This is a genomic window from Curtobacterium sp. MMLR14_010, assembly GCF_001865015.1.
Taxonomy (GTDB): Bacteria; Actinomycetota; Actinomycetes; order Actinomycetales; family Microbacteriaceae; genus Curtobacterium.
Window position 1 is genome coordinate 180,681 of sequence record NZ_MJGV01000068.1, and the last position, 19,608, is coordinate 200,288.

A 19,608-nucleotide genomic window follows, 5' to 3' on the forward strand; every position below is an offset into this window, starting at 1 on the left:
AATGCCAGTAGCCACAAGCTATGACCATTAGCCATGAGTGTCAACACCCCGTCCGTAAACTGGTCCGATGACGTCACCGGTGCGCCTGCTCTTCGCCTCGTCGCACCCCGGGCCCACGGTCACGGTGACGGTCCTCGCCGCGGTCATCGCCGCCGCGGTCGGTCATCCGGTCTGGCTCGTGGTGCTCGTCGCGCTGACGGTCATCGCCGGGCAGCTGTCGATCGGCCTGGCGAACGACTGGATCGACGCCGACCGCGACCGGGCCGTCGGCCGCTCGGACAAGCCCGTGGCCCGCGGCCTCATCGCGAAGGAGACGGTCCGGACGGCCGCGGTCGTCTGCGCCGGCGTCGCCGTCGTCCTCTCCCTGTTCCTCGGTCCGGTCGCCGCCGTCGCGCACCTGGTGCTGGTGGCCGCCGGGTGGGCCTACGACGCCGGCCTGAAGCGCTCGGTCTGGTCCGTGGCCCCGTTCGTCGTCGCGTTCGGGCTGCTGCCGGTCGTCGCCGTGTCCGCCGGCGCCGACGCCCAGTTCCCCGCCGCGTGGGCGATCGCGACCGGCGCGGTGTTCGGCGTCGCGATCCACTGCACGAACGTCCTGCCCGACCTGGTCGACGACGCCGCCACCGGCGTGCGCGGGTTCCCGCACCGGCTCGGGCTGCACGCCGCCGGCGTGGTCGCCTTCGCGTCGCTCGTGGTCGCCGCCGGACTCGTCCTCGTCGGTCAGCTCGGCGGGGACGACCCGGTGCGCGGCCTCGGCGTCGTGCTCGCGCTCCTCGGCGTGGTCGTGGTGGTGGCGCTCGCCGCCGTCGGCGTCCGCCTGGTGCTCACCGGTCCGCCGACGCGCACGCTGTTCCGGCTGGTCATCGTGTCGTCACTGGTGCTCGTCCTCGAACTCGCGCTCGCCGGGGCGCGCCTCGTCGCCTGACCGGTCAGGCCCAGCGCATCGCGTAGAGGCGCGCGAGCAGATCGGCGGTCGGGAGGCTCAGCGCCGTCCGCAACAGCGCCTCACGAGCCAGCACGGCCGGGCCCACTGCACGGCCACCGACCGCCATGTTGGCCTCGGCCTGGCGCGCGGCACGCCGGGCGACCGCCTGTCGGCGGCGGGCGTAGGCGGGCCACGGCCCGGCGCTGCCCGTCCGGATGCCGTCCGCAAGCAGGGGAGCCAGCTCGGCGGCGTCGAGCCACCCGAGGTTCATGCCCTGCCCGCCGATCGGGCTGATCTCGTGCGCGGCGTCGCCGATCAGGACGACGCGGCCGATCCCCACACGGAGCGCCTCGCGGCGACGGACCCGGAACCCGCTGAGCATCGAGCAGGTGTCGGGGTCGACGGCGGCTCCCGTGCGTTCGCGGACGGTCCTGGCGAGTGTGGCGGCGTCGACCTCGTCGTCGGCCGGGGTGTCACGGCCGACGAGCGTCACGTAGCGACGGCGGCCGTCGGGCAGCGGGAAGGACTCCACGACCCCGTCGGGTCCGACGTCGACGAGTGCCGTCGAGCGGGCGGACGCGGGCTCCGGGTCCGCGAAGTCACCCATCACGTAGCGGTCGGGGTAGTCGTGGCCGACGGTGTCGATCCCGAGCAGGTCCCGCACGGTGCTGCGCGCGCCGTCAGCACCGACGACGAACCCGGCGCGCAGTGCGATCGGTGCGCCGTCGGGACCGGTGCCCTCGACGTCGACGTGGTCCGGGTGGCGGTGCAGGGCGGTCACGCTCGTCCCCGTGCTGAGGGCGTCCGGCGACCAGGCCGCGAGTCGGTCGCGCAGGATGCCCTCGGTCCGGTGCTGGTCGAGGGTGGCGACGTACGGGTGCGTGTCCGACGCCCGCGCGAACGACAGCGTGCCGAGGGTCCGGCCGCGGCTGCGGGCGATGCCCTGGCGTACGAGCGTGGCCTCGGCCAGGACGGGCACGTCGGCGCCGATCGCGGCGAAGGCGTCGAGGGACGGTGCGTGGATGCCGATCGCCCGCGAGCCCCACGGGGTGCTGTCCCGCCGCTCCCACACCTGCACGCGGACGCCCGACCGGGCCAGCAGCGCCGCGAGGAACACCCCGACCGGGCCGCCGCCCACCACCAGGACGTCCGTGGACGACCCGGCCACGTCCTGGGTCACTCGGCCACCTGCGCGGCGGAACGCTCCGCTGCCATCAGACGCCGAGCCTCCCGGAAGCGGCGGCGGAGCCGTTCGATCGGCACCTCGACGGCGTAGGCCGCCCCGACGGCGACCAGGATCGCGGTGCCGAGCAGCCAGAGCCAGGCGGACGCGCCCGCGATGCCGGACACCACGGTGCCGAGCAGGGCGATGACGAGCGGGTGCCAGAGGTAGGCGGCGTACGAGACGCGGCGACCGAACCAGGCCACCGGGCGCCAGGACAGCGCCACGGACACCGGGGTGCGGACCGAGACCAGGCCGCCGATCAGCAGTGCGGAGACGACGCCGCTGGCCGGGAGCAGCAGGCCGAAGGTCCAGGCGTGCTGGCCCCAGTCGTCCCCGATCGCGACCTGCACGGCCACGAGGAGTCCCAGACCGACCCAGGTACCCACGTGCCCGGCGACGCCGGCCGCCCACGCTCGGACACGCTCGTCGTCGAGGAGCAGTGCGAGCAGGCAACCCGTCGCCAGCGGGACCAGGCCGAGCACGGGGGAGAAGTACACGTCCGGCGTCGCTCCGCCGCCCGGGGTGCGGTAGCTCGCCCACGACGCGATCGAGGCGCCGACGACCACGACGCCGAGCCCCGCGACGAGGGCCCGACGGTGGGCCCTGACCACGAACAGGAGCACGAGGACGGGTGGCCAGACGAGGTAGAACTGCTCCTCCATCGACAGGCTCCAGGTGTGCCCGAACACGCCCTGCGTCGTGTCCCAGAACGAGCGGAAGAGGTTGCCGGTGTAGCTCAGGGCGATGACGGCGGCCTCACCGGCGGAGAACGAGGCGCCCTTGTAATCACCGACCCACGACCAGAGCGCGATGCCCGCGGCGACCATCACCAGGAGGGCCGGGTACAGGCGGAGCAGGCGCTTCACCCAGAAGCTGCCGAGGCGGATGCGGCCGGTGCGGCGCTGCTCGCCGAGGAGCAGCGACGTGATGAGGAAGCCGGACAGCACGAAGAAGACCTGGACGCCGATGAAGCCGCCCTCGAAGCCGGCCACGTGCAGGTGGTAGAGCATGACGATGAGGATCGCGGCGGTGCGGAGCCCGTCGAGCGCCGTGGCGCGGTGCGCGAGGGGGGCGGCGGGTGCCGTCGTCGTCGCGCCGGCTGCGGTGCTGGTCGTCGTGCCTGCGGTCGCGGCCTGCTGGATCGTGCTCGTCGACAAGTCGCCTCCTCGTCAGGGGTCAGGGTCCTGACCTGCCAGGATGCTCCGTCCGCCCAAGAGCGACCTCAAGATCGACCTGTACGTCCGTTCTGCGACGGGGCCACGAGGGCGGTCAGGGCGTCGAGGCGCTCACGGGCGATGGCCTGCATCGAACGGTCCTCGCCCGGCGCGATCCACTGCTGGAACGACAGGTGGAACACCGTGACGGCGGTCTCGGCGGCGAGCGTGGCCCCCGGTTCCTCGATGCCCCGCGCACGCAGGACCTCACCGAGGCGGACCTTGAGCGTCGCGAGCTTGCCGAGTTCGCGCTCGCCGAGGGACGGTTCGGCGTCGATGATCGGCTGGCGTCGCCGCGACCACGCCCGGCGCTCGTCGGGGAAGAACGCCGCCGTGCCCTCGAGCGCCCGACGGACGAGCTCGATCGTGGGGGTGTCGGCCGGCGCGGTCTCGATCGGGTCGACGAACATCGCGACGAAGTCCTCCTGTCCGGCGAACAGGACCTCGCGCTTGTCGGCGAAGTGCCGGAAGAAGGTGCGCTCCGTGACCTCGGCCGCGGTGGCGATCTCGGCGACGGTGGTCCGCTCGAACCCCTGCTCGGCGAAGAGGCGCAGGGACACGGCCTGCAGTCGCTCGCGGGTGCCGGGTTGCCAACGTGCCATGAGGAGAGTCTACTGATGACAGTGCATGACATCGGGTGCTACGGTGATGTCAGTCGATGACATCGGGGTGACGACTCGCCCTGATCGTTCTCGCCCTGATCGTTCTCGTTCGTTCTCGTTCGTCCTGGAAGGACTCACCATGCACGTGTTCGTCACCGGAGCCTCCGGCTGGATCGGCTCCGCCACCGTCGACGAGCTCATCGCCGCCGGCCACCGCGTCACCGGACTCGTCCGCTCGGACGCCTCCGCCGCTGCCGTGACCGCCGCCGGGGCCACCCCGCTCCGCGGCGACCTCGACGACCTCGACGCGATCCGCCGCGGTGCGTCCGACGCCGACGCGGTCGTCCACCTCGCCAACAAGCACGACTGGGCGAACCCGGCCGCCTCGAACGCCGCCGAGCGTGCCGCGGTCGTGACCATCGGCACCGCGCTCGTCGGCACGGACCGCCCGTTCGTCGTGGCCTCGGGCATCGCCGGGCTCGCGCAGGACCGACCGGCCGTCGAGACCGACGTGTCCCCGTTCAGCGGACCCGAGGCGATGCGCGGCGGCAGCGAGAACCGCGCACTCGACTTCGTCGACCAGGGTGTCCGGACCGTCGCGGCCCGCTTCGCCCCGACCGTGCACGGCGTGGGCGACCACGGCTTCATCGCGCTGATCACCGCCGCGGCCAAGCAGCACGGGGTGTCCGCCTACGTCGGGGAGGGCACCAACTCCTGGTCCGCCGTGCACCGGTCCGACGCCGCTCGGCTCGTGCGACTCGGGCTCGAGCAGGCACCGGCGGGCACGCGCATGCACGCTTCGGCGGAGACCGCGATCCCGACGCGGGCGATCGCCGAGGCCATCGGCGAGGCCCTCGGGCTGCCGGTCACCTCGGTCGACCCGGCTGACGCCGTCGCGCACTTCGGGTTCATCGGGCAGTTCTTCGCCATGGAGATGGCGGGCTCGTCCGCCGCGACGCAGGAGTTCCTCGGATGGGAGCCGACCGGCCCCACGCTCGTCGAGGACATCGCCGCGGGCGCCTACGCCGCTGCCGCGGCGCGGTAGCCGGGCGGCCGGGCGGTGGCTGCCCGGTGCGAGGTTGCCCACACGGTGCGGGTCCCTCGCGCTGCACAGGGTGCACGAACTCGCACCGGCCGGAAGAACGCGCACGGTGCGAGCGCCACGAGCCATCCACCGGACGGGAGGCTCGTGGCGGCCCGGCACCGAGCCTCCCGTCCGGCGCGTGGCTGGGCGCGCACGGCGCTCCCGACTCGGAGCGACAACGCCGAGGTCGTACGACAGCGATCGTGTCGCGCGCTCGCTGGCGCGCCGGGCGCTCCGACCCCGAGCGACAACGTCGAGGTCGTACGACAGCGATCGTGTCGTTCGGAGTCGAGCCGCTCGGCGCGACCGACCCGCGCCTACTCGGCCTTCTGCATCTGCCAGGGCTCGGGCTCGCGGTCGCCGTTCGGGCGCACCGGGCGGACGTCCCCGACGATCGGGATCGAGCGCTTCCGCATGAACCACAGGTAGCGCACGAAGAAGTGGGACAGCGTCGACAGGCGGTTGCCGTTGCCGAGCAGCGACGCGATGTGCACCGCGACCCAGGCGGCCCAGGCAACGGGACCGACCATCGTGATGCCGCCGCGGAGCTGTGCCACCGCGGCGTTCGTCCCGATCGTGGCCATCGTGCCCTTGTCGTGGTACTTGAGGTGCTCGGTCGGCTTGCCCTCAAGCGTGCGGACGATCTGCTTGGCGATGTGCTTGCCGCCCTGCAGCGCGGGCTGGGCGAGCTGCGCGAGGGCGTCGTCCTGTGCGGCGATGTCGCCGGCGGCCCAGATGCCCTCGACCCCCTTCACGCTGAGGTCGTCGTTCACCTGGATGCGGCCGCCGTGCGTCTGCGGCATGCCCCAGTTCGCGACCTCTTTGTGCGCGGCGACGCCCGTGGCCCAGATGACCTGCGACGCCGGGATGAACTCGCCGTCGGCGGTCATGACGCCGTCGCGGCGGACCTCGGAGACGCCGGTGTTCAGGCGCAGGATCACCCCGCGCTTGCGCAGCACCTTCGCCGCGTACCGACGGAGCCGCGGCGCGAAGGGCTTCAGGAGCTCACCGCTCCGGTGCACGAGCGTGATGGTGATGTTGCCGCGGAGGATCTCCGGGTAGGCGCCCTCGAGTGCCTGGTCGCGGAGTTCGGCGAGCGCACCGGCCATCTCGACACCGGTCGCACCGCCGCCGACGATGACGATCTTGATCTCGTCGGGCCCCTGGTTGGCCGCCGCTTCCTCCAGTCGGGTGAACAGCTCGTCGCGGATGCGCAGGGCCTGCGACCGGGAGTACATCGAGTACGCGTACTCGTAGGCGCCCGGGGTACCGAAGTAGCTCGTGTTGACGCCGTTCGCAAGGACCAGGTGGTCGTAGTGCAGGTCCTCCCCGTCGGACATCTCGGCGATCTTCTCGTCCGGTCGGACGTTCGTGAGGAGTCCGTGCCGGAACTCGGCGTTGTCCTGCCGAGCGCGGAGGCTGCGGAGGAAGTAGGTCACGTCCCCGGCGTTGAGCCCGCCCGTCGCCACCTGGTACATGAGGGGCTGGAACATGTTGTAGACGTGGCGGTCGACGAGGGTGACGCGCACCGGGGCGTCGGCGAGCTCGCGCATGGCGGCGATCCCGGCGAACCCACCGCCGACGATGACGACGTGCGGGCGAGGGTCCTGCGGCATGGTGAGCTCCGTGGGTGATGCGGTCAACGGCAACCACAACGGTACGCCGCTTCCGCCATCCTCCGGTCCACCCCTGCGGACGACCGATCGGAGGACCGGATCGCCGCCGTCAGTCGACTCGCGGCGCGTAGGTGCTCACGACGTTCCCGCGGCTCGTCACGGTGCTCTCGACCAACCGCAGGCGCGTGGCCGGGTCGGTCGGTTCGAAGAGCTTCCGCCCGCTGCCGGCGATCGCGGGGTGCACCATGAGCTGCAGTTCGTCGAGGAGTCCGGCGAAGAGCAGGCTCCGCACGAGCGTGACGCTGCCGCACACCGCGATCGAGCCACCTTCCTGCTCCTTGAGCTGTCGGACGAAGTCGTGCACGTCGCCCTGGATGCGCGTGCTGTTCTGCCACGTCAGGTCGTCGCCGAGCGTGGTCGAGGCCACGTGCTTCTCGATCGGGTTGATCCACTGCCCGAACGGGTCCTCGGGGTGGGCCGGCCACCACTCGGACCACTCGGCGTAGCTGTTCCGGCCGAGGAGCACGGTGTCGGTGCAGCTCATGAACGTGGTCATGCCCGCGCCGAGCTCGTCGTCGAAGCTGTCGTACTGGAACCGGAAGGGGTCCTGCACCACGCCGTCGACCGACGTGAACAACCCCGCTGTCACCGTGCGCATGGTCGGAGGGTAGTGCGCCGGCCGCCGCGGCGACACCCCTGGCTCGTCTGCCCCGGCGACTGCGAGCCACGACTGCGTACTGTCGAGGTGTGCGCGCACTGGTGGAGACGGTCTCGGTGGACGGGATGCCCGTCCGGCTCCGCACGATCGCGCCGGCGGGCCGTCGTCACGACGCCCTCATGCCGACCGTCGTCCTGGTGCACGGGATCGGCATGTCGCACCGGTCGTTCGGTCGGTCACAGATCGCCCTGGCCCGGGAGCACCGCACCATCACCGTCGACCTGCCCGGCTTCGGGGGCCTGCCCGGTGCCGGACGGCGGTTGGAGATCCCCGAACTCGCGGACCTCGTCATGCGAGCGGTCCGGTCGCGTGGCGTGCACGAGAGCATCCTGGTCGGCCAGTCGATGGGCGCCCAGATCGTCGTCGAAGCCGCCATCCGCCATCCGGAGGAGATCGACTCCGTCGTGCTCGTCGGACCGGTCATCGACGACCATCGGAGGACCCTCCTGCAGCAGGCGCTCTCGCTCGGCGTCGACGGGTTCTTCGAGACGGCGCGGATGAACGCCGTCCTCGTGACCGACTACCTCAGGAGCCTCCGCCAGTACCGGTGGCAGCTCCGCCCGATGATGCGGTACCCGATGCGCGAGGCCGTCGGACGCCTCCGCGTGCCGGTCCTGGTCGTGCGCGGGCACCGTGACCCCATCGCCAGGAGCGCCTGGACCGCCCGGCTCGCCCAGGTCGCGGAGCGTGGGGCGCTCGCCGAACTGCGCGGAGCGCACCACGTGCAGGAGCACGAGCCCGGCGCCTTCGCGGAGCTCGTCGACGAGTTCCGCCGGATGCAGGCGCTGGAGTCGACCCGGTGAGCGACCCGGTGCGCGAGCCCGTCGGCGACTCGGTGAGCGAGCCCGTCGGCGACCCGGTGGGCGGCGCCGGAGGTGGGCGTGTCCACGCGAGCCGAGCCGAGCCTCCCGTCCGGGTGGGACTGGTCCGACGGGCGTGGTGGGCCGCACTCGACTGGTGCTACGCGATCCGCTGGCAGGTGCAGAGCTTCGGGCCGACCACCGCCGACGACTACCGGGACGGCGACGGTCAGCCGGTCGTCGTGATCCCCGGAGTCTACGAGACCTGGCACTTCATGCGGCCGCTCATGGACGCCCTGCACGACCGAGGACACCCCGTGCACGTGCTCGCGTCGCTGCGGCACAACCTCCGACCGGTCCCGATCTCGGCCGCGGAGGTGATGTCCTCCATCGAGGAGCTCGACCTGCGCAACGTGCTGCTCGTCACGCACAGCAAGGGCGGGTTGATCGGCAAGTACGCGATGGCCCACCTCGACCACGACGGACGACTCGACCGGATGGTCGCGGTGTCCACCCCGTTCGGAGGGTCCGTCTACGCGAACCTCGCGCCGGTGCCGCACCTGCGGGCGTTCCGGGCGGCGGACCCCGTGCTCGCCGGGCTGGCGCGGGAACTCGACGCGAACCGGCGGATCACGTCGGTGTACGGGGTGTTCGACACGCTCATCCCCGGGGGCAGTGCGCTCGCCGGGGCCACGAACGTGCGGGTGCCCGTCGGTGGACACTTCCGGATCCTCGGCGACGCGCGCGCTCGCGACGCCGTGCTCGAGGCGGCCGCGCCGCGCTGACGCGGGCGCCCGGGCGGGCGCGGGCGGGCGCCCGGCCCTGGTGCGAGGTTGCCCACCCCGTGCCCGGTCACGGCGGCGCACCAGGTGTGCAAGCTCGCACCAGCCGAGCGACCGCGCACGGTGCGGGGCGTCAGCGTCGGGCGACGCTCGCGCGCTCGACGATCCGGTGCGGGATCACGACGGTCGACGGGGGAGCGTCGCGGTCTGCGATCCGCGCGGTCAGCAGGTCGAGCGCGGCGTCCGCGAAGGCCCGCCGGTCGAACGACACCGTCGTCAGCGCGGGGATCGCGAACGCGGCTCCGTCGACGTCGTCGAACCCGACGACGCTGACCTGGTCCGGCACACGGATGCCCCGCGCGGCGAGGACGTGCAGGACGCCGAACGCGATCGAGTCCGTGAACGCGAAGACCGCGTCCGGGAGCGGGTGCGTGTCCAACCACGCGCCGAAGGCCCCGGCTGCGTCGGCCGTCGACCACCCGGGCAGCGGTACCCGGAGCGTCGGGTCGGGGGTGAGGCCGGCGTCGTGGAGGGCGGCCTCGTGTCCGGCGACCCGACGTTCGCTCGTCGCGGTGACCTGGGCACCGTCCGCGGTGGGCTCCGGGGCGCCGACCACCGCGATGCGCCGGTGTCCGTGGTCGAGCAGGTAGGTCGTGACCTCGTGTGCGGCGGCGCTGCTGTCGACGTGGACCTGGTCGACGTGCTCCGGCTCGACCTCGCCGATGACCACCGTCGGGGGCAGCCCAGCGGTCGACGCCAGCACGCTCGCGCTGAGCGACACCGGGTTGAGGACGAGCCCGTCCACCAGGTGCGCCCGGGCGCGGGACACGAGCTGGCGTTCCCGCTCGGGGTCGGCGGCGGTCTGGTCGAGCTGGACGACCCAGTCACGGTCGCGGGCGAGCTCCACGAACCACCGGGCGAGTTCGGCGGAGTACGCACTGCTCATCTCGGGCAGCGTCAGCGCGATCGCACCCGATCGGCCGTTGCGCAACCCGCGGGCGGACAGGTTCGGGACGTAGTCGAGCTGCGCCAGCGCCTGTTCGACGCGCTCGCGGGTGTCGGGCCGGACGACCACGCCGCCGTTGATGACGTTGGAGACGGTCTTCGGGGAGACCCCGGCGAGGGCCGCCACGTCCCGCACGGTCGCTCGCATGGGAGCAACCGTAGCGCGGCGGGGGTCAGGGGCGGCGGTACCGGTGGCCGTACATGACATCGGGCACCGGGACCGACGCCTACCGTGGTCCGCGGAGGAACCGACCGATGAAGCCCAGCTCCCTGCCCGCCACCACCGCCCCCGTCGACGTCGCCGTGCTCAGTGCGGCCGTCGCCGCGTCGAACCGTCGCGTGGTCGTGATCGACGACGACCCGACCGGCAGTCAGAGCGTCGCCGACCTGCCGATCATCACGACGTGGGAGGACGAGGACGTCCGCTGGGCGTTCGACCAGGACGCCGTCGGCTTCTTCGTCCTCGCGAACACGAGGAGCCTCCGCCCCGACGCTGCTGCCGCGGTCATCGCCGACGTCCACGACCGCGTCGTCGCGGTCGCCGACGAACGAGGCGAGGAGGTCGTGCTCATCAGCCGCGGCGACTCGACGCTCCGCGGGCACTTCCCGCTCGAGACCGACGTCCTGGCGCGCCGCGGAGCGGATCGCGGGCGTGCCGTCGACGCGGTACTGCTCGTCCCGGCCTACCCGGACGCCGGTCGGATCACCGTGGACTCGGTGCACTACCTCGCGACCGCTGACGATTGGACGCCCGTCGGGGACTCGGAGTTCGCACGTGACGCGAGCTTCGGGTACCGCGCGTCCGCCCTCCCCGAGTGGGTCGCCGAGAAGACGGAGGGTCGGGTCGCCGCGTCCGACGTCGTGCGCCTGACCCTCGATCTCATCCGCACCGGGGGCCCGACCGCCGTCGCCGAGGCGTTGCTCGCATGTCGCGACGGTCGCGTCGCCGTGGCGGACGCGGTCGACGAGGACGACCTGCGCGTGGTCGCGCTCGGGGCGCTCGCCGCCGAGGCCGACGGCCTGCGCGTGGTCTACCGCAGCGGACCGTCGTTCGTCCGGGCACGCTGCGGTCAGGAGGCTCGTGGTCCGCTCTCCGACACCGCCCTGACCGACGCGTTCGTCGACGCGCCCTCCGGGCACGGCCTCGTCGCGGTCGGCTCGCACGTCGGCCTCACCGGACGGCAGCTCGACCGTCTCGTCGCCGAGCGCCCCGTCGTGCAGGTCGAGATCGACCTCGAACGGTGCCTGGCGTCCGAGGAGGGCTTCCAGGAGGTCGTGGAGGAGAGCGCCCGCCGCGCTGCCGACGAGCTGGCCGGTTCCGACGTGGTCGTGATGACCAGCAGGACGCTGATCCGGGGGACCGACGCCGAGGACAGCCTCCGGGTCTCCCGCGTCGCGTCCGAGTCGCTCGTCGCCGTCGTCCGCGCCGTGGTCGCTCGTCGACGTCCGTCGTTCCTCGTGGCGAAGGGCGGGATCACGTCCAACGACCTCGCGACGAAGGCCCTGACGATCGACCGGGCCTGGACGCTCGGGACGATGCTGCCTGGGATCGTCTCCCTCTGGGTCGCCGCGGACGGGCCGAACGCCGGCGTGCCCTACGTGGTGTTCCCCGGGAACGTCGGCGGCGACGACGCGCTCGCCGCCGTGGTGACCTGCGTCGCCACGGCAGCCGCGGAGGTCGGCGTGTCCGGGGCGGCGAGCCCGGCCCTGTAGGAAACGGGAGCGCCGGGCGCCCTGTGGATCATTCCGTATAGGATCGTCCGACCGACCACCGGAGGCCACCATGACCGACCAGCAGGACGCCAGCCTCCGGACGTCGCTGTCCGACCGCGTGTACGACGCGCTCATCGACCAGCTCATGGACGGGGTGCTGCACCCGGAACAGCAGCTCGGGATCGACGCGTTGGCACGGACGCTCGAGGTGTCGCAGACCCCGGTCCGCGAGGCCCTCGCCCGCCTCGAGTCGACCGGGCTCGTCCGTCGCGAGGCGCTCCGGGGGTACCGGGTCGCCCCGCTCTCCACCGACCGGGAGCTCGACGACCTGATGACCGCCAGGGCCGTGGTCGAACCGGCCTGCACCTGGCACGCGACGTTGCAGGCGCCGGAGGCCACCTTCGACCTGCTCGCGACGAGCGTCGAAGCGATGCGGACCATCCCGCACGGCCCGGACGACCACGACGTGCGCGCCTACTGGCAGGCCGACGAGCGGTTCCACCAGCTCATCGTCGACGCGGCGGACAACGGCTTCCTGCGGGACGCCCACCGAGCGATGGGCGGGACGGTCCAGCGGTTCCGGCTGTTCTCCGAGCGCGGGGTGACCGACGCCGACGCGGCGGTCCACGAGCACACGGCGGTCCTCGACGCGATGCGTCGTCGTGACGCCGACGGCGCCGAGGAGGCGATGCGACGACACCTCCTCGCCGTGAAGGCCCGCGCCCGACGTGACCGTCAGACGCTGTCCTGACCAAGAAACGCTGACTCCGCCGCCGTCCTCGCCGCCGAGCGCTGATCGTGTATCCTACAGGATATTCACGCAACGCTGCGGGTGCTGAGGCCTGCGGCACGGAAGGACCAGCAGCATGTCGCAGCACCGCCCCCGCATCGCCCTCACCCTCGGAGACCCCGCTGGGATCGGACCGGAGCTCATCGCCCGCGTGCTGTCCCGCCCTGGTGTGCTCGACGACAACGACGTCACCCTGCTCGCGGACCGCGCCGAGGTCGACCAGGCCTTCGCGGACGCGCGGCTCCCGGTCGTCCAGATGAGCGCAGAGCCCCGCGCCGGCGCCGTCACCCTGCTCGACGACGCCAGCGCGCCGACCACCCGGATCCCGGTCCGCGAGGTCAGTCAGGCGGCCGGGGAGCGTGCGATGCACCAGCTGCGCCGAGCGGTCGACCTCGCCCGCGAGGGACGCGTGGGTGCGATCGTCTTCGCACCGTTGAACAAGACCAGCCTGCACCTCGCCGGCATGCAGGAGGAGGACGAGCTCCGCTGGTTCGCGAAGGAACTCGGTCACCAGGGCACCACGTCGGAGCTCAACGTGCTCGACGGGCTCTGGACGGCCAGGGTCACCTCGCACATCCCGATCAGTGCCGTCGCGGCCCGCATCACCCCGGAGTCGGTGCGCGCGACCATCCGGCTGCTGCACGACGTGCTCCGCGACGCGGGCATCGAGCCGCGCCTCGGCGTCTGCGCCCTGAACCCGCACGCGGGCGAGAACGGGAACTTCGGGCGCGAGGAGATCGACGCCATCGCACCGGGAGTGCAGGCGGCGGCCGGCGAGGGCATCGACGTCCGCGGCCCCTTCCCGTCCGACACGATCTTCCTGGCAGCGCGTCGTGGCGACTTCAACGGCGTCGTCACGATGTACCACGACCAAGGTCAGATCGCGATGAAGCTCATCGGCTTCAGCGGCGCGGTCACGATCCAGGGCGGCCTGCCGGTCAGCATCGCGACGCCGGCGCACGGCACGGCCTTCGAGATCGTCGGGCAGGGCAAGGCGGACCCGACCTCGACGGCGAACGCGTTCGACATCGCCGCAGCGGTCGCCGGCCGCCAGGGTGCCTGAGCCGGGCCCACCGCCGCACCACAGCGCCGCCGCACCACGCACCGCCGCACCACCACCACCCCATTCCTGGACGACGTAGTACCGAGGATCGAGAACAACGGTGACCAACCACGAACGGCCCGCACGGCCAGACCCCACGACGATGCCCGCGACCCGCTCCAGGGTCCGCCTGGGGGTGTTCGGGATCCTCTGGGTCCTGGTGCTCCTGAACTTCGTCGACCGATCGGCGCTGTCGATCTCCCTGCCCTTCATCAGCGAGGACTTCGAGCTCTCGCCCGCCGTCAACGGCTGGGTGCTCGGTTCGTTCTTCTGGACCTACCTGCTGTTCCAGATCCCCGGCGGGTGGCTGCTCGACCGCATCGGCGCGCGCAAGGTCGTGTTGTGGGCGGCAGGCCTCTGGGGGCTGTTCCAGGTCCTCGGCGGCATCGCGACCGGCGGGATCATGCTCGTCGCTTCCCGCCTGGGCATGGGCGCCTCCGAGGCGCCCGTCTACCCGGCGGGCTCGAAGCTGAACTCGAAGTGGCTGCCCTCGAAGGAGCGGGCCCGCGGAGCGACCTTCATCGACGCGGCCAGCCCGTTCGGCAGCGCCGTCGGCGGACTCATCATCACCGGGTTGATCGGCCTGTCCGGCAGCTGGCGGTGGTCGTTCGTCATCACGGGTGTGATCACGGTGCTCGTCTCGGTGCTCTACTACGTGTACGTCCGGGACGACCCCGAGAAGCACCCGAAGACGAACCAGGCCGAGCTCGACTACATCCACGGTGACGACCCGGTCACGCAGGAGACGGAGCAGGGTGCGCTCCCCGCCGTCTCCGACTACGCCCGGTCGTCGTCCTTCTGGGCGATGTGGCTCGGCCGGCTCGGTTGGGCGACGGTCTGGTGGGGGATCATCTCCTGGTCGCCGTCCTACCTGTCGAACGCCCTGCACTTCGACCTGGCCGGCCTCGGCTGGGGCACGTTCTTCATCTACGGCATGGGTGTGCTCGGTCAGGTCGTGTCGGGCTTCGCCACCGACCGGCTCCGCGCCAGGACCACGAACTACAACCGCGCGATGAAGCTCGTCCTCGCGGTCTCCGGCGTCGGCACCGTCGCGTCGATCCTCGTGCTCCCGACGGTGTCGACCGGCTACGCGGCCCTCGTCGCCCTCGCCCTCGCGGTCTTCTTCAACCAGTTCGGCGGCGTCTACTGGGCCATCCCGTCGTGGCTGTCGCCGCGGTCGCAGGTCGGCCGGGTCGGGTCCGTCATGAACGTGGCGTCGAGCCTCGGTGGCGCGATCGCCCCCGTGGTGATGGGCTACGCGATCGGGGCCTCCGGGGGCGGGTACGCCGGGGCGTTCCTGTTCCTCGCCATCGCCGGCGTGGTCTACCTCGCGGGGTCGATGTTCATCGACTTCAACCGCCCGCTCGCCACGCGCCGGGTCCTCGAGCCCGCGGTCCAGGGTCGCTGACGGTGGCCGACTACACCGGTCCGGTCGTCGACGCGCACCACCACGTCTGGCGGCCGTCCGAGGGTCGGCAGCCCTGGTTGCGACCGGGCGTGCGGATCCCGTTCCGGTACGGCGACTACGAGTCGATCAAGCGCGACTACCTGCCGCCGGACCTCCGTCGTGACGCGGCGGGCATCGACCTCGTCGGCTCCGTCTCGATGGAGACCGAGTGGGAGGACGACGACCCGGTGGGTGAGATGCTCTGGACGGCCGCGGTGTCGGACGAGCACGGGCTGCCGACGGCGTCCGTGGCGCACGCCCTCCTCGACGACCCCGGGGTGGAGTCCGTGCTCGAGCAGCTGTCGGCACTGCCGCGCGTCCGCGGTGTCCGGCACAAGCCCGGTGGTGCGACCGAGCCCGCGGCCGCGACCACCGACCGCGGACTCCTCGCTGACCCGCAGTGGCAGCGGGGGTTCGCGCTCCTGCACCGGTACGGCCTGGACTTCGACCTACAGGTCCCCTGGTGGCACCTGCCCGAGGCGGCGCGCCTCGCTGCCCGACACCCCGAGACGACGGTCGTCGTCGACCACGCCGGCCTCCCCGCCGACCGCTCGGCCGCGGGGCTCGCCGCGTGGCGGGACGCCCTCCGGGTCATCGCCCGAGAGGACAACGTCGTGCTCAAGGTCTCGGGGATCGGTGTGCCCGGCGAACCCTGGACGGCTGAGCGGAACCGGGGGATCGTGACCGACGCGGCCGAGGTCTTCGGCGCCGACCGGATCATGTTCGCCAGCAACTTCCCCGTCGACGGCCTGGTCGCGACGTACCAGCAGATCCACCGCGGGTTCCTGGCGATCACACGCGACTGGTCCCCGTCGGAGCAGGCCGCCGCGTTCGCCGTCAACGCCGTCCGCACCTACCGATTGCCGCCCTCGATCCTCGGGTGAGCGGTCACTGGACCGCGCCAACGCGTTACAACGATGGAACATCGTGGCAACGGGTTGCCAACCAGTTGCCCCACCCGACAGGGTCGCCTCAGGAATCCAACGGAGGAGGCCCGGAGTGACGAAGCTCGACGACCGCGTGCGCCGCACGGCAGGGACGACCGCTGGGACGACATCGCCACCCCGCGCACCGGCACGACGGAGCACGTGGGAGCGCATCCGCCGCGACCGGGTCCTGCTGCTGATGGGGCTGCCGGGCGTCGCGCTCCTGCTCGGCTTCCACTACCTGCCGCTCCTCGGCAACCTCATCGCCTTCCAGGAGTACCTGCCGTTCGTGCCCCTGGGGCGCAGCCCGTGGGTCGGGTTCGAGAACTTCGCGGTGATCGTCAACGGGGACCCGGAGTTCCTCGGCGCACTGCGGAACACGCTCGTCATCACCCTCGTGCAGGTCGTGTTCGTGTTCCCGGCGCCGATCGTCCTCGCGATCATGCTCAACTCGCTGCTGTCCGAGCGGATCAAGCAGGTCGTGCAGTCGGTGCTCTACCTGCCGCACTTCCTGTCGTGGGTGATCGTCGTCGCGGTGTTCCAGCAGATCCTCGGCGGCTCCGGCCTGGTGAACAACGCCATCCGGGCCGCCGGTGGTGACGCGATCGACTTCCTCGGCAACCCGAACGGCTTCATCGCGCTGCTGACCAGCCAGGTGATCTGGAAGGACACCGGCTGGGCGACGATCCTGTTCCTGGCCGTGCTCTCGCAGATCGACTCGAGCCTGTACGAGGCCGCGCGGATGGACGGCGCCAGTCGGTGGCGGCAGCTCTGGCACGTGACCCTGCCCGGCATGCGGGGGATCATCATCCTCCTGCTCATCCTCCGACTGGGGGACTCCCTCACCGTCGGGTTCGAGCAGATCCTCCTCCAACAGGCCGCCGTCGGACGGTCCGCGAGCGAGGTCCTCGACACCTACGTCTACAACAACGGTGTGCTCGGCGGGCAGTGGGGCGTCGCCGCCGCCGTCGGTCTCGTCAAGGGCGTCGTCGGGGTGCTGCTCGTCCTCGGTGCCAACAAGCTCGCGCACGTCTTCGGCGAAGCGGGCGTCTACCAGAAGGAGTCCCGATGAGCGCCACGCGCAGTGTCACCGTGCCGGCGGGGAAGGCCAGGAAGCACCGGCCGCTGGACGCGCCGCCGCTGCCGAGCCGGATGCTGACGGGCTTCGTCCTGCTCGTGATCTGCCTGGTCGTCCTGCTGCCGTTCCTCGGGATCGTCTCGACGAGCCTCGCGCCCTCGAGCCAGGTCAACGGCGCCGGCGGCTTCGTGCTGTGGCCGGAGGGGCTCGACCTCAGTGCCTACGAGAGCATCTTCGCCGGCGGCGTCGTCACCCGAGCGCTCCTGGTCAGCGTCGGCATCACCGTCGTCGGCACCCTCATCAGCCTGTTCGTCACCGCGATGCTCGCGTACGCGCTCAGTCGCCCGGGCTCCTACGGGCACGGTGTCGTGCTGAGCCTGGTGCTCGTCAGCCTGCTGTTCGCGCCGGGCCTCATCCCGAACTACCTCGTCGTCAAGCAGTTCGGCCTGCTCGACTCGTACTGGGCGCTCATCCTGCCGACCGCGCTCAGCGCCTTCAACGTGATCGTGATGCGCTCGTTCTTCATGGCGATCCCGCGGGAGCTCATCGAGAGCGCCCGGATCGACGGCGCCGGGGACTTCGGCGTCTTCCTGCGCATCGTGCTCCCGCTGTCCAAGGCCGTCCTCGCCGTGATCGGCCTGTTCTACGCGGTCGGCTACTGGAACGCGTTCTTCAACGCGCTGCTCTACATCAACGACACCGCGAAGTGGCCGCTGCAGCTCGTGCTCAGGACGTACGTGATCAACAACGCCCAGCTCGGCGGGGCCGACCTCGGGACCAGCTCCGACGCCCTGCCCCCGCAGGCGTCGATCCAGATGGCGATCCTCGTCGTGTCGATCGTCCCGATCCTCGTCCTCTACCCGTTCCTCCAGCGACACTTTGCCAAGGGTGTCCTGACCGGTGCCGTGAAGGGCTGACCCATGGCGACCAACGCACCACGCGGCATCAGCCGCCGCGGACTCATCGTGGGCGGTCTCGGGATCGCGGCCACGAGCCTCCTGGCCGGTTGCGACACCGTGACCCGCTCGACGGACGTCAAGGCGATCAACCGGGCCGTCACGCTGCCGGACTACGTGCCGTGGACCGGCGGACCGGAGCCGGTGCTGCCGAAGACCAGTGCCCTGATGCCGTCCGCCTTCCGGCGGATCCCGTCGACCCTGGTACCGACGAAGCGCGTGCCCGGCGACGGCTCGGCGCTGCACGGCAGCGTCCCGACGAACTCGCCGGTCCCGCCCTCGAAGGGCAGCAATCCGTACTGGCAGGGCCTCGACGAGCGGATGGGCGTCGACCTCGACCTGACGATCACCCCGAACGCCGACTGGGGGAACAAGTTCGCCACACAGGTCGCCGGGGACACCCTCGGCGACGTCTTCACCGTCTTCGGCACGTTCTCGTACCTGCCGCAGTTCCTCGAGGCGAAGGCGGCCGACCTCACCGGGATCCTGTCCGGCAGCGGCGTCCGCGACTACCCCTACCTGGCGAACCTGCCCACGGCGTCGTGGCGCGGCACCGTGTTCTCCGGCGGGATCTACGGCGTGCCCGTGCCGCGCGGGCCGCTGACGACCGGGGTGCTGCACCGACGGCAGGACCTGTTCGAGGAGCTCGGCGTGGACCCGGCGTTCGGGAGCCTCGACGAGTTCGTCGCCCTCTGCCGCGAGGTCTCCGACCCGCAGCGGAACCGCTGGGCACTGGGCTCCGTCCCGACGAACATCCTCGCCTCGATGTTCGGCGTCCCCAACCAATGGGAGGAGGAGGACGGCCGCCTCCTCCACATGTACGAGGTGGAGGCCTACCAGGACATGCTCGAGGCTTCGCGGAAGCTCCTGGCCGAGGGCCTCGTCCACCCGGACAGCGTCACCGCGTACAACGGCAAGGTCTGGTTCGTGCAGGGCTCGGCGCTCATGCTGCAGGACAGCTACAGCGCGATCCCCGGCCTCCTCCAACAGGCCGAGCCCGGCAGCGGGTTCCGGATGACGATGGCGCCGTTCGTCGGACCGGGCGGCGCGAAGCCCAAGCCGTGGCTCGGTGACCCGAACAACGCGATCACCGCGCTCGCCGCCGGGTCGGAGGAGCGCATCCGCATGCTGCTCGGGGTGCTCGACTGGTGCGCGTCGCCGTTCGGCACCGAGGCCTGGCTCTACCGCAAGTTCGGCATCGAGGGCCGCGACTTCGAGTACCGCGACGGAGCACCCGTGCTCACGAAGACGGGCAACAGCGAGACCGCGCTCGGCGAGTTCCCGCTGCAGTACTTCACGGAGTGCCCGCTCCCGCTGTTCTACGCGGGGGCCCCGCAGATGACGGACGTCGTGTACGAGTCGCTGTCGTCCTGGCTCGAGGACGGGATCACGAACCCGACCTACGGGCTCTACTCGCCGACGAACTCCACGAAGGGACCGGCCATCGGCACGTTCGCCACGAGTGCGGTCAACGACGTCCTGCTCGGTCGCGCGCCGGTCTCCGGGTGGAAGTCGGTCGTCCGCGACTGGCGTCGCCGGGGCGGCGACGCCATGCGGCGGGAGTTCGAACAGGCGTTGGAGGCGCGCGCCGGCGGCTGACCCAGCGTGGCCCGGCCCAGTGCCGGACG

Annotated in this window: 18 protein-coding genes; 12 read left to right on the forward strand and 6 right to left on the reverse strand. The window is 71.7% G+C overall.

Features of this window, described 5'->3' with window-relative positions; translation table 11 throughout:
• Nucleotides 1-67 precede the first annotated feature (67 nt).
• Entirely contained in the window at nt 68-922 is an 855-nt protein-coding gene (locus tag BIU98_RS14755) for a UbiA family prenyltransferase (RefSeq protein ID WP_071278175.1), read from the forward strand.
• 4 nt (nt 923-926) lie between these two features.
• Here the strand turns inward: BIU98_RS14755 and BIU98_RS14760 are convergent, their stop codons facing one another.
• The 3 genes from BIU98_RS14760 to BIU98_RS14770 all read right to left on the reverse strand — a co-directional run bounded on the left by BIU98_RS14760 (nt 927) and on the right by BIU98_RS14770 (nt 3,963).
• Entirely contained in the window at nt 927-2,102 is a 1,176-nt protein-coding gene (locus BIU98_RS14760; protein WP_254787930.1) for an NAD(P)/FAD-dependent oxidoreductase, read from the reverse strand.
• Entirely contained in the window at nt 2,099-3,304 is a 1,206-nt protein-coding gene (locus BIU98_RS14765) for an acyltransferase (protein ID WP_071278178.1), read from the reverse strand. The genes BIU98_RS14760 and BIU98_RS14765 overlap by 4 nt, the downstream gene beginning before the upstream one ends.
• Nucleotides 3,305-3,369: 65 nt before the next feature.
• A complete protein-coding gene (locus BIU98_RS14770; RefSeq protein ID WP_071278180.1) occupies nt 3,370-3,963 on the reverse strand; it encodes a TetR/AcrR family transcriptional regulator in 594 nt (197 codons plus the stop codon).
• 139 nt (nt 3,964-4,102) lie between these two features.
• Here BIU98_RS14770 and BIU98_RS14775 point away from each other — a divergent pair, with 139 nt between their 5' ends.
• On the forward strand, nt 4,103-5,008 hold the full coding sequence (locus BIU98_RS14775; RefSeq protein WP_071278183.1) for an SDR family oxidoreductase: 906 nt from the start codon (nt 4,103-4,105) through the stop codon (nt 5,006-5,008).
• A gap of 356 nt (nt 5,009-5,364) precedes the next feature.
• On the opposite strand, the gene BIU98_RS14780 is transcribed toward BIU98_RS14775, so the two are convergent.
• Entirely contained in the window at nt 5,365-6,663 is a 1,299-nt protein-coding gene (locus BIU98_RS14780) for an NAD(P)/FAD-dependent oxidoreductase (RefSeq protein ID WP_071278185.1), read from the reverse strand.
• 109 nt (nt 6,664-6,772) lie between these two features.
• Nucleotides 6,773-7,321 (reverse strand): dihydrofolate reductase family protein, encoded by a 549-nt coding sequence (locus BIU98_RS14785; RefSeq protein ID WP_071278187.1) that lies wholly within the window; start codon nt 7,319-7,321, stop codon nt 6,773-6,775.
• A gap of 89 nt (nt 7,322-7,410) precedes the next feature.
• Here BIU98_RS14785 and BIU98_RS14790 point away from each other — a divergent pair, with 89 nt between their 5' ends.
• Together BIU98_RS14790 and BIU98_RS14795 are read left to right on the forward strand one after the other, a co-directional pair.
• Nucleotides 7,411-8,184 carry an alpha/beta fold hydrolase gene (locus BIU98_RS14790; RefSeq protein ID WP_083393285.1) on the forward strand — a complete coding sequence of 258 codons (774 nt, stop codon included), beginning with the start codon at nt 7,411-7,413 and terminating at the stop codon, nt 8,182-8,184.
• Nucleotides 8,181-8,966, forward strand: a complete 786-nt coding sequence (locus BIU98_RS14795) for a triacylglycerol lipase (RefSeq protein WP_254787932.1) — start codon at nt 8,181-8,183, stop codon at nt 8,964-8,966. The genes BIU98_RS14790 and BIU98_RS14795 overlap by 4 nt, the downstream gene beginning before the upstream one ends.
• A gap of 130 nt (nt 8,967-9,096) precedes the next feature.
• Here the strand turns inward: BIU98_RS14795 and BIU98_RS14800 are convergent, their stop codons facing one another.
• Complete coding sequence (locus BIU98_RS14800; protein ID WP_071278189.1) at nt 9,097-10,116, reverse strand: LacI family DNA-binding transcriptional regulator; 1,020 nt, start codon at nt 10,114-10,116, stop codon at nt 9,097-9,099.
• A 107-nt stretch (nt 10,117-10,223) separates the two neighbouring features.
• Between BIU98_RS14800 and BIU98_RS14805 the strand changes: the two genes are divergently transcribed.
• The 8 genes from BIU98_RS14805 to BIU98_RS14840 all read left to right on the forward strand — a co-directional run bounded on the left by BIU98_RS14805 (nt 10,224) and on the right by BIU98_RS14840 (nt 19,579).
• Nucleotides 10,224-11,681 (forward strand): four-carbon acid sugar kinase family protein, encoded by a 1,458-nt coding sequence (locus BIU98_RS14805; protein ID WP_071278191.1) that lies wholly within the window; start codon nt 10,224-10,226, stop codon nt 11,679-11,681.
• Between the two features lie 70 nt (nt 11,682-11,751).
• Entirely contained in the window at nt 11,752-12,432 is a 681-nt protein-coding gene (locus BIU98_RS14810; protein ID WP_071278193.1) for a GntR family transcriptional regulator, read from the forward strand.
• A 115-nt stretch (nt 12,433-12,547) separates the two neighbouring features.
• On the forward strand, nt 12,548-13,534 hold the full coding sequence (locus BIU98_RS14815; RefSeq protein ID WP_071278195.1) for a 4-hydroxythreonine-4-phosphate dehydrogenase PdxA: 987 nt from the start codon (nt 12,548-12,550) through the stop codon (nt 13,532-13,534).
• 100 nt (nt 13,535-13,634) lie between these two features.
• Nucleotides 13,635-14,981: an MFS transporter gene (locus tag BIU98_RS14820; protein WP_139200766.1), complete on the forward strand. Its 1,347-nt coding sequence runs from the start codon at nt 13,635-13,637 to the stop codon at nt 14,979-14,981.
• Between the two features lie 2 nt (nt 14,982-14,983).
• Nucleotides 14,984-15,904 carry an amidohydrolase gene (locus tag BIU98_RS14825; protein ID WP_071278200.1) on the forward strand — a complete coding sequence of 307 codons (921 nt, stop codon included), beginning with the start codon at nt 14,984-14,986 and terminating at the stop codon, nt 15,902-15,904.
• A gap of 115 nt (nt 15,905-16,019) precedes the next feature.
• The gene (locus BIU98_RS14830) at nt 16,020-17,018 is read left to right on the forward strand and encodes a sugar ABC transporter permease (RefSeq protein ID WP_254787934.1); all 999 of its coding nucleotides are present in this window, start codon (nt 16,020-16,022) and stop codon (nt 17,016-17,018) included.
• Complete coding sequence (locus tag BIU98_RS14835; RefSeq protein WP_083393286.1) at nt 17,015-17,941, forward strand: carbohydrate ABC transporter permease; 927 nt, start codon at nt 17,015-17,017, stop codon at nt 17,939-17,941. Before BIU98_RS14830 ends, BIU98_RS14835 begins: the two co-directional genes overlap by 4 nt.
• A gap of 3 nt (nt 17,942-17,944) precedes the next feature.
• Nucleotides 17,945-19,579 carry a hypothetical protein gene (locus BIU98_RS14840; protein ID WP_071278202.1) on the forward strand — a complete coding sequence of 545 codons (1,635 nt, stop codon included), beginning with the start codon at nt 17,945-17,947 and terminating at the stop codon, nt 19,577-19,579.
• The last annotated feature ends 29 nt before the right edge of the window (nt 19,580-19,608 follow it).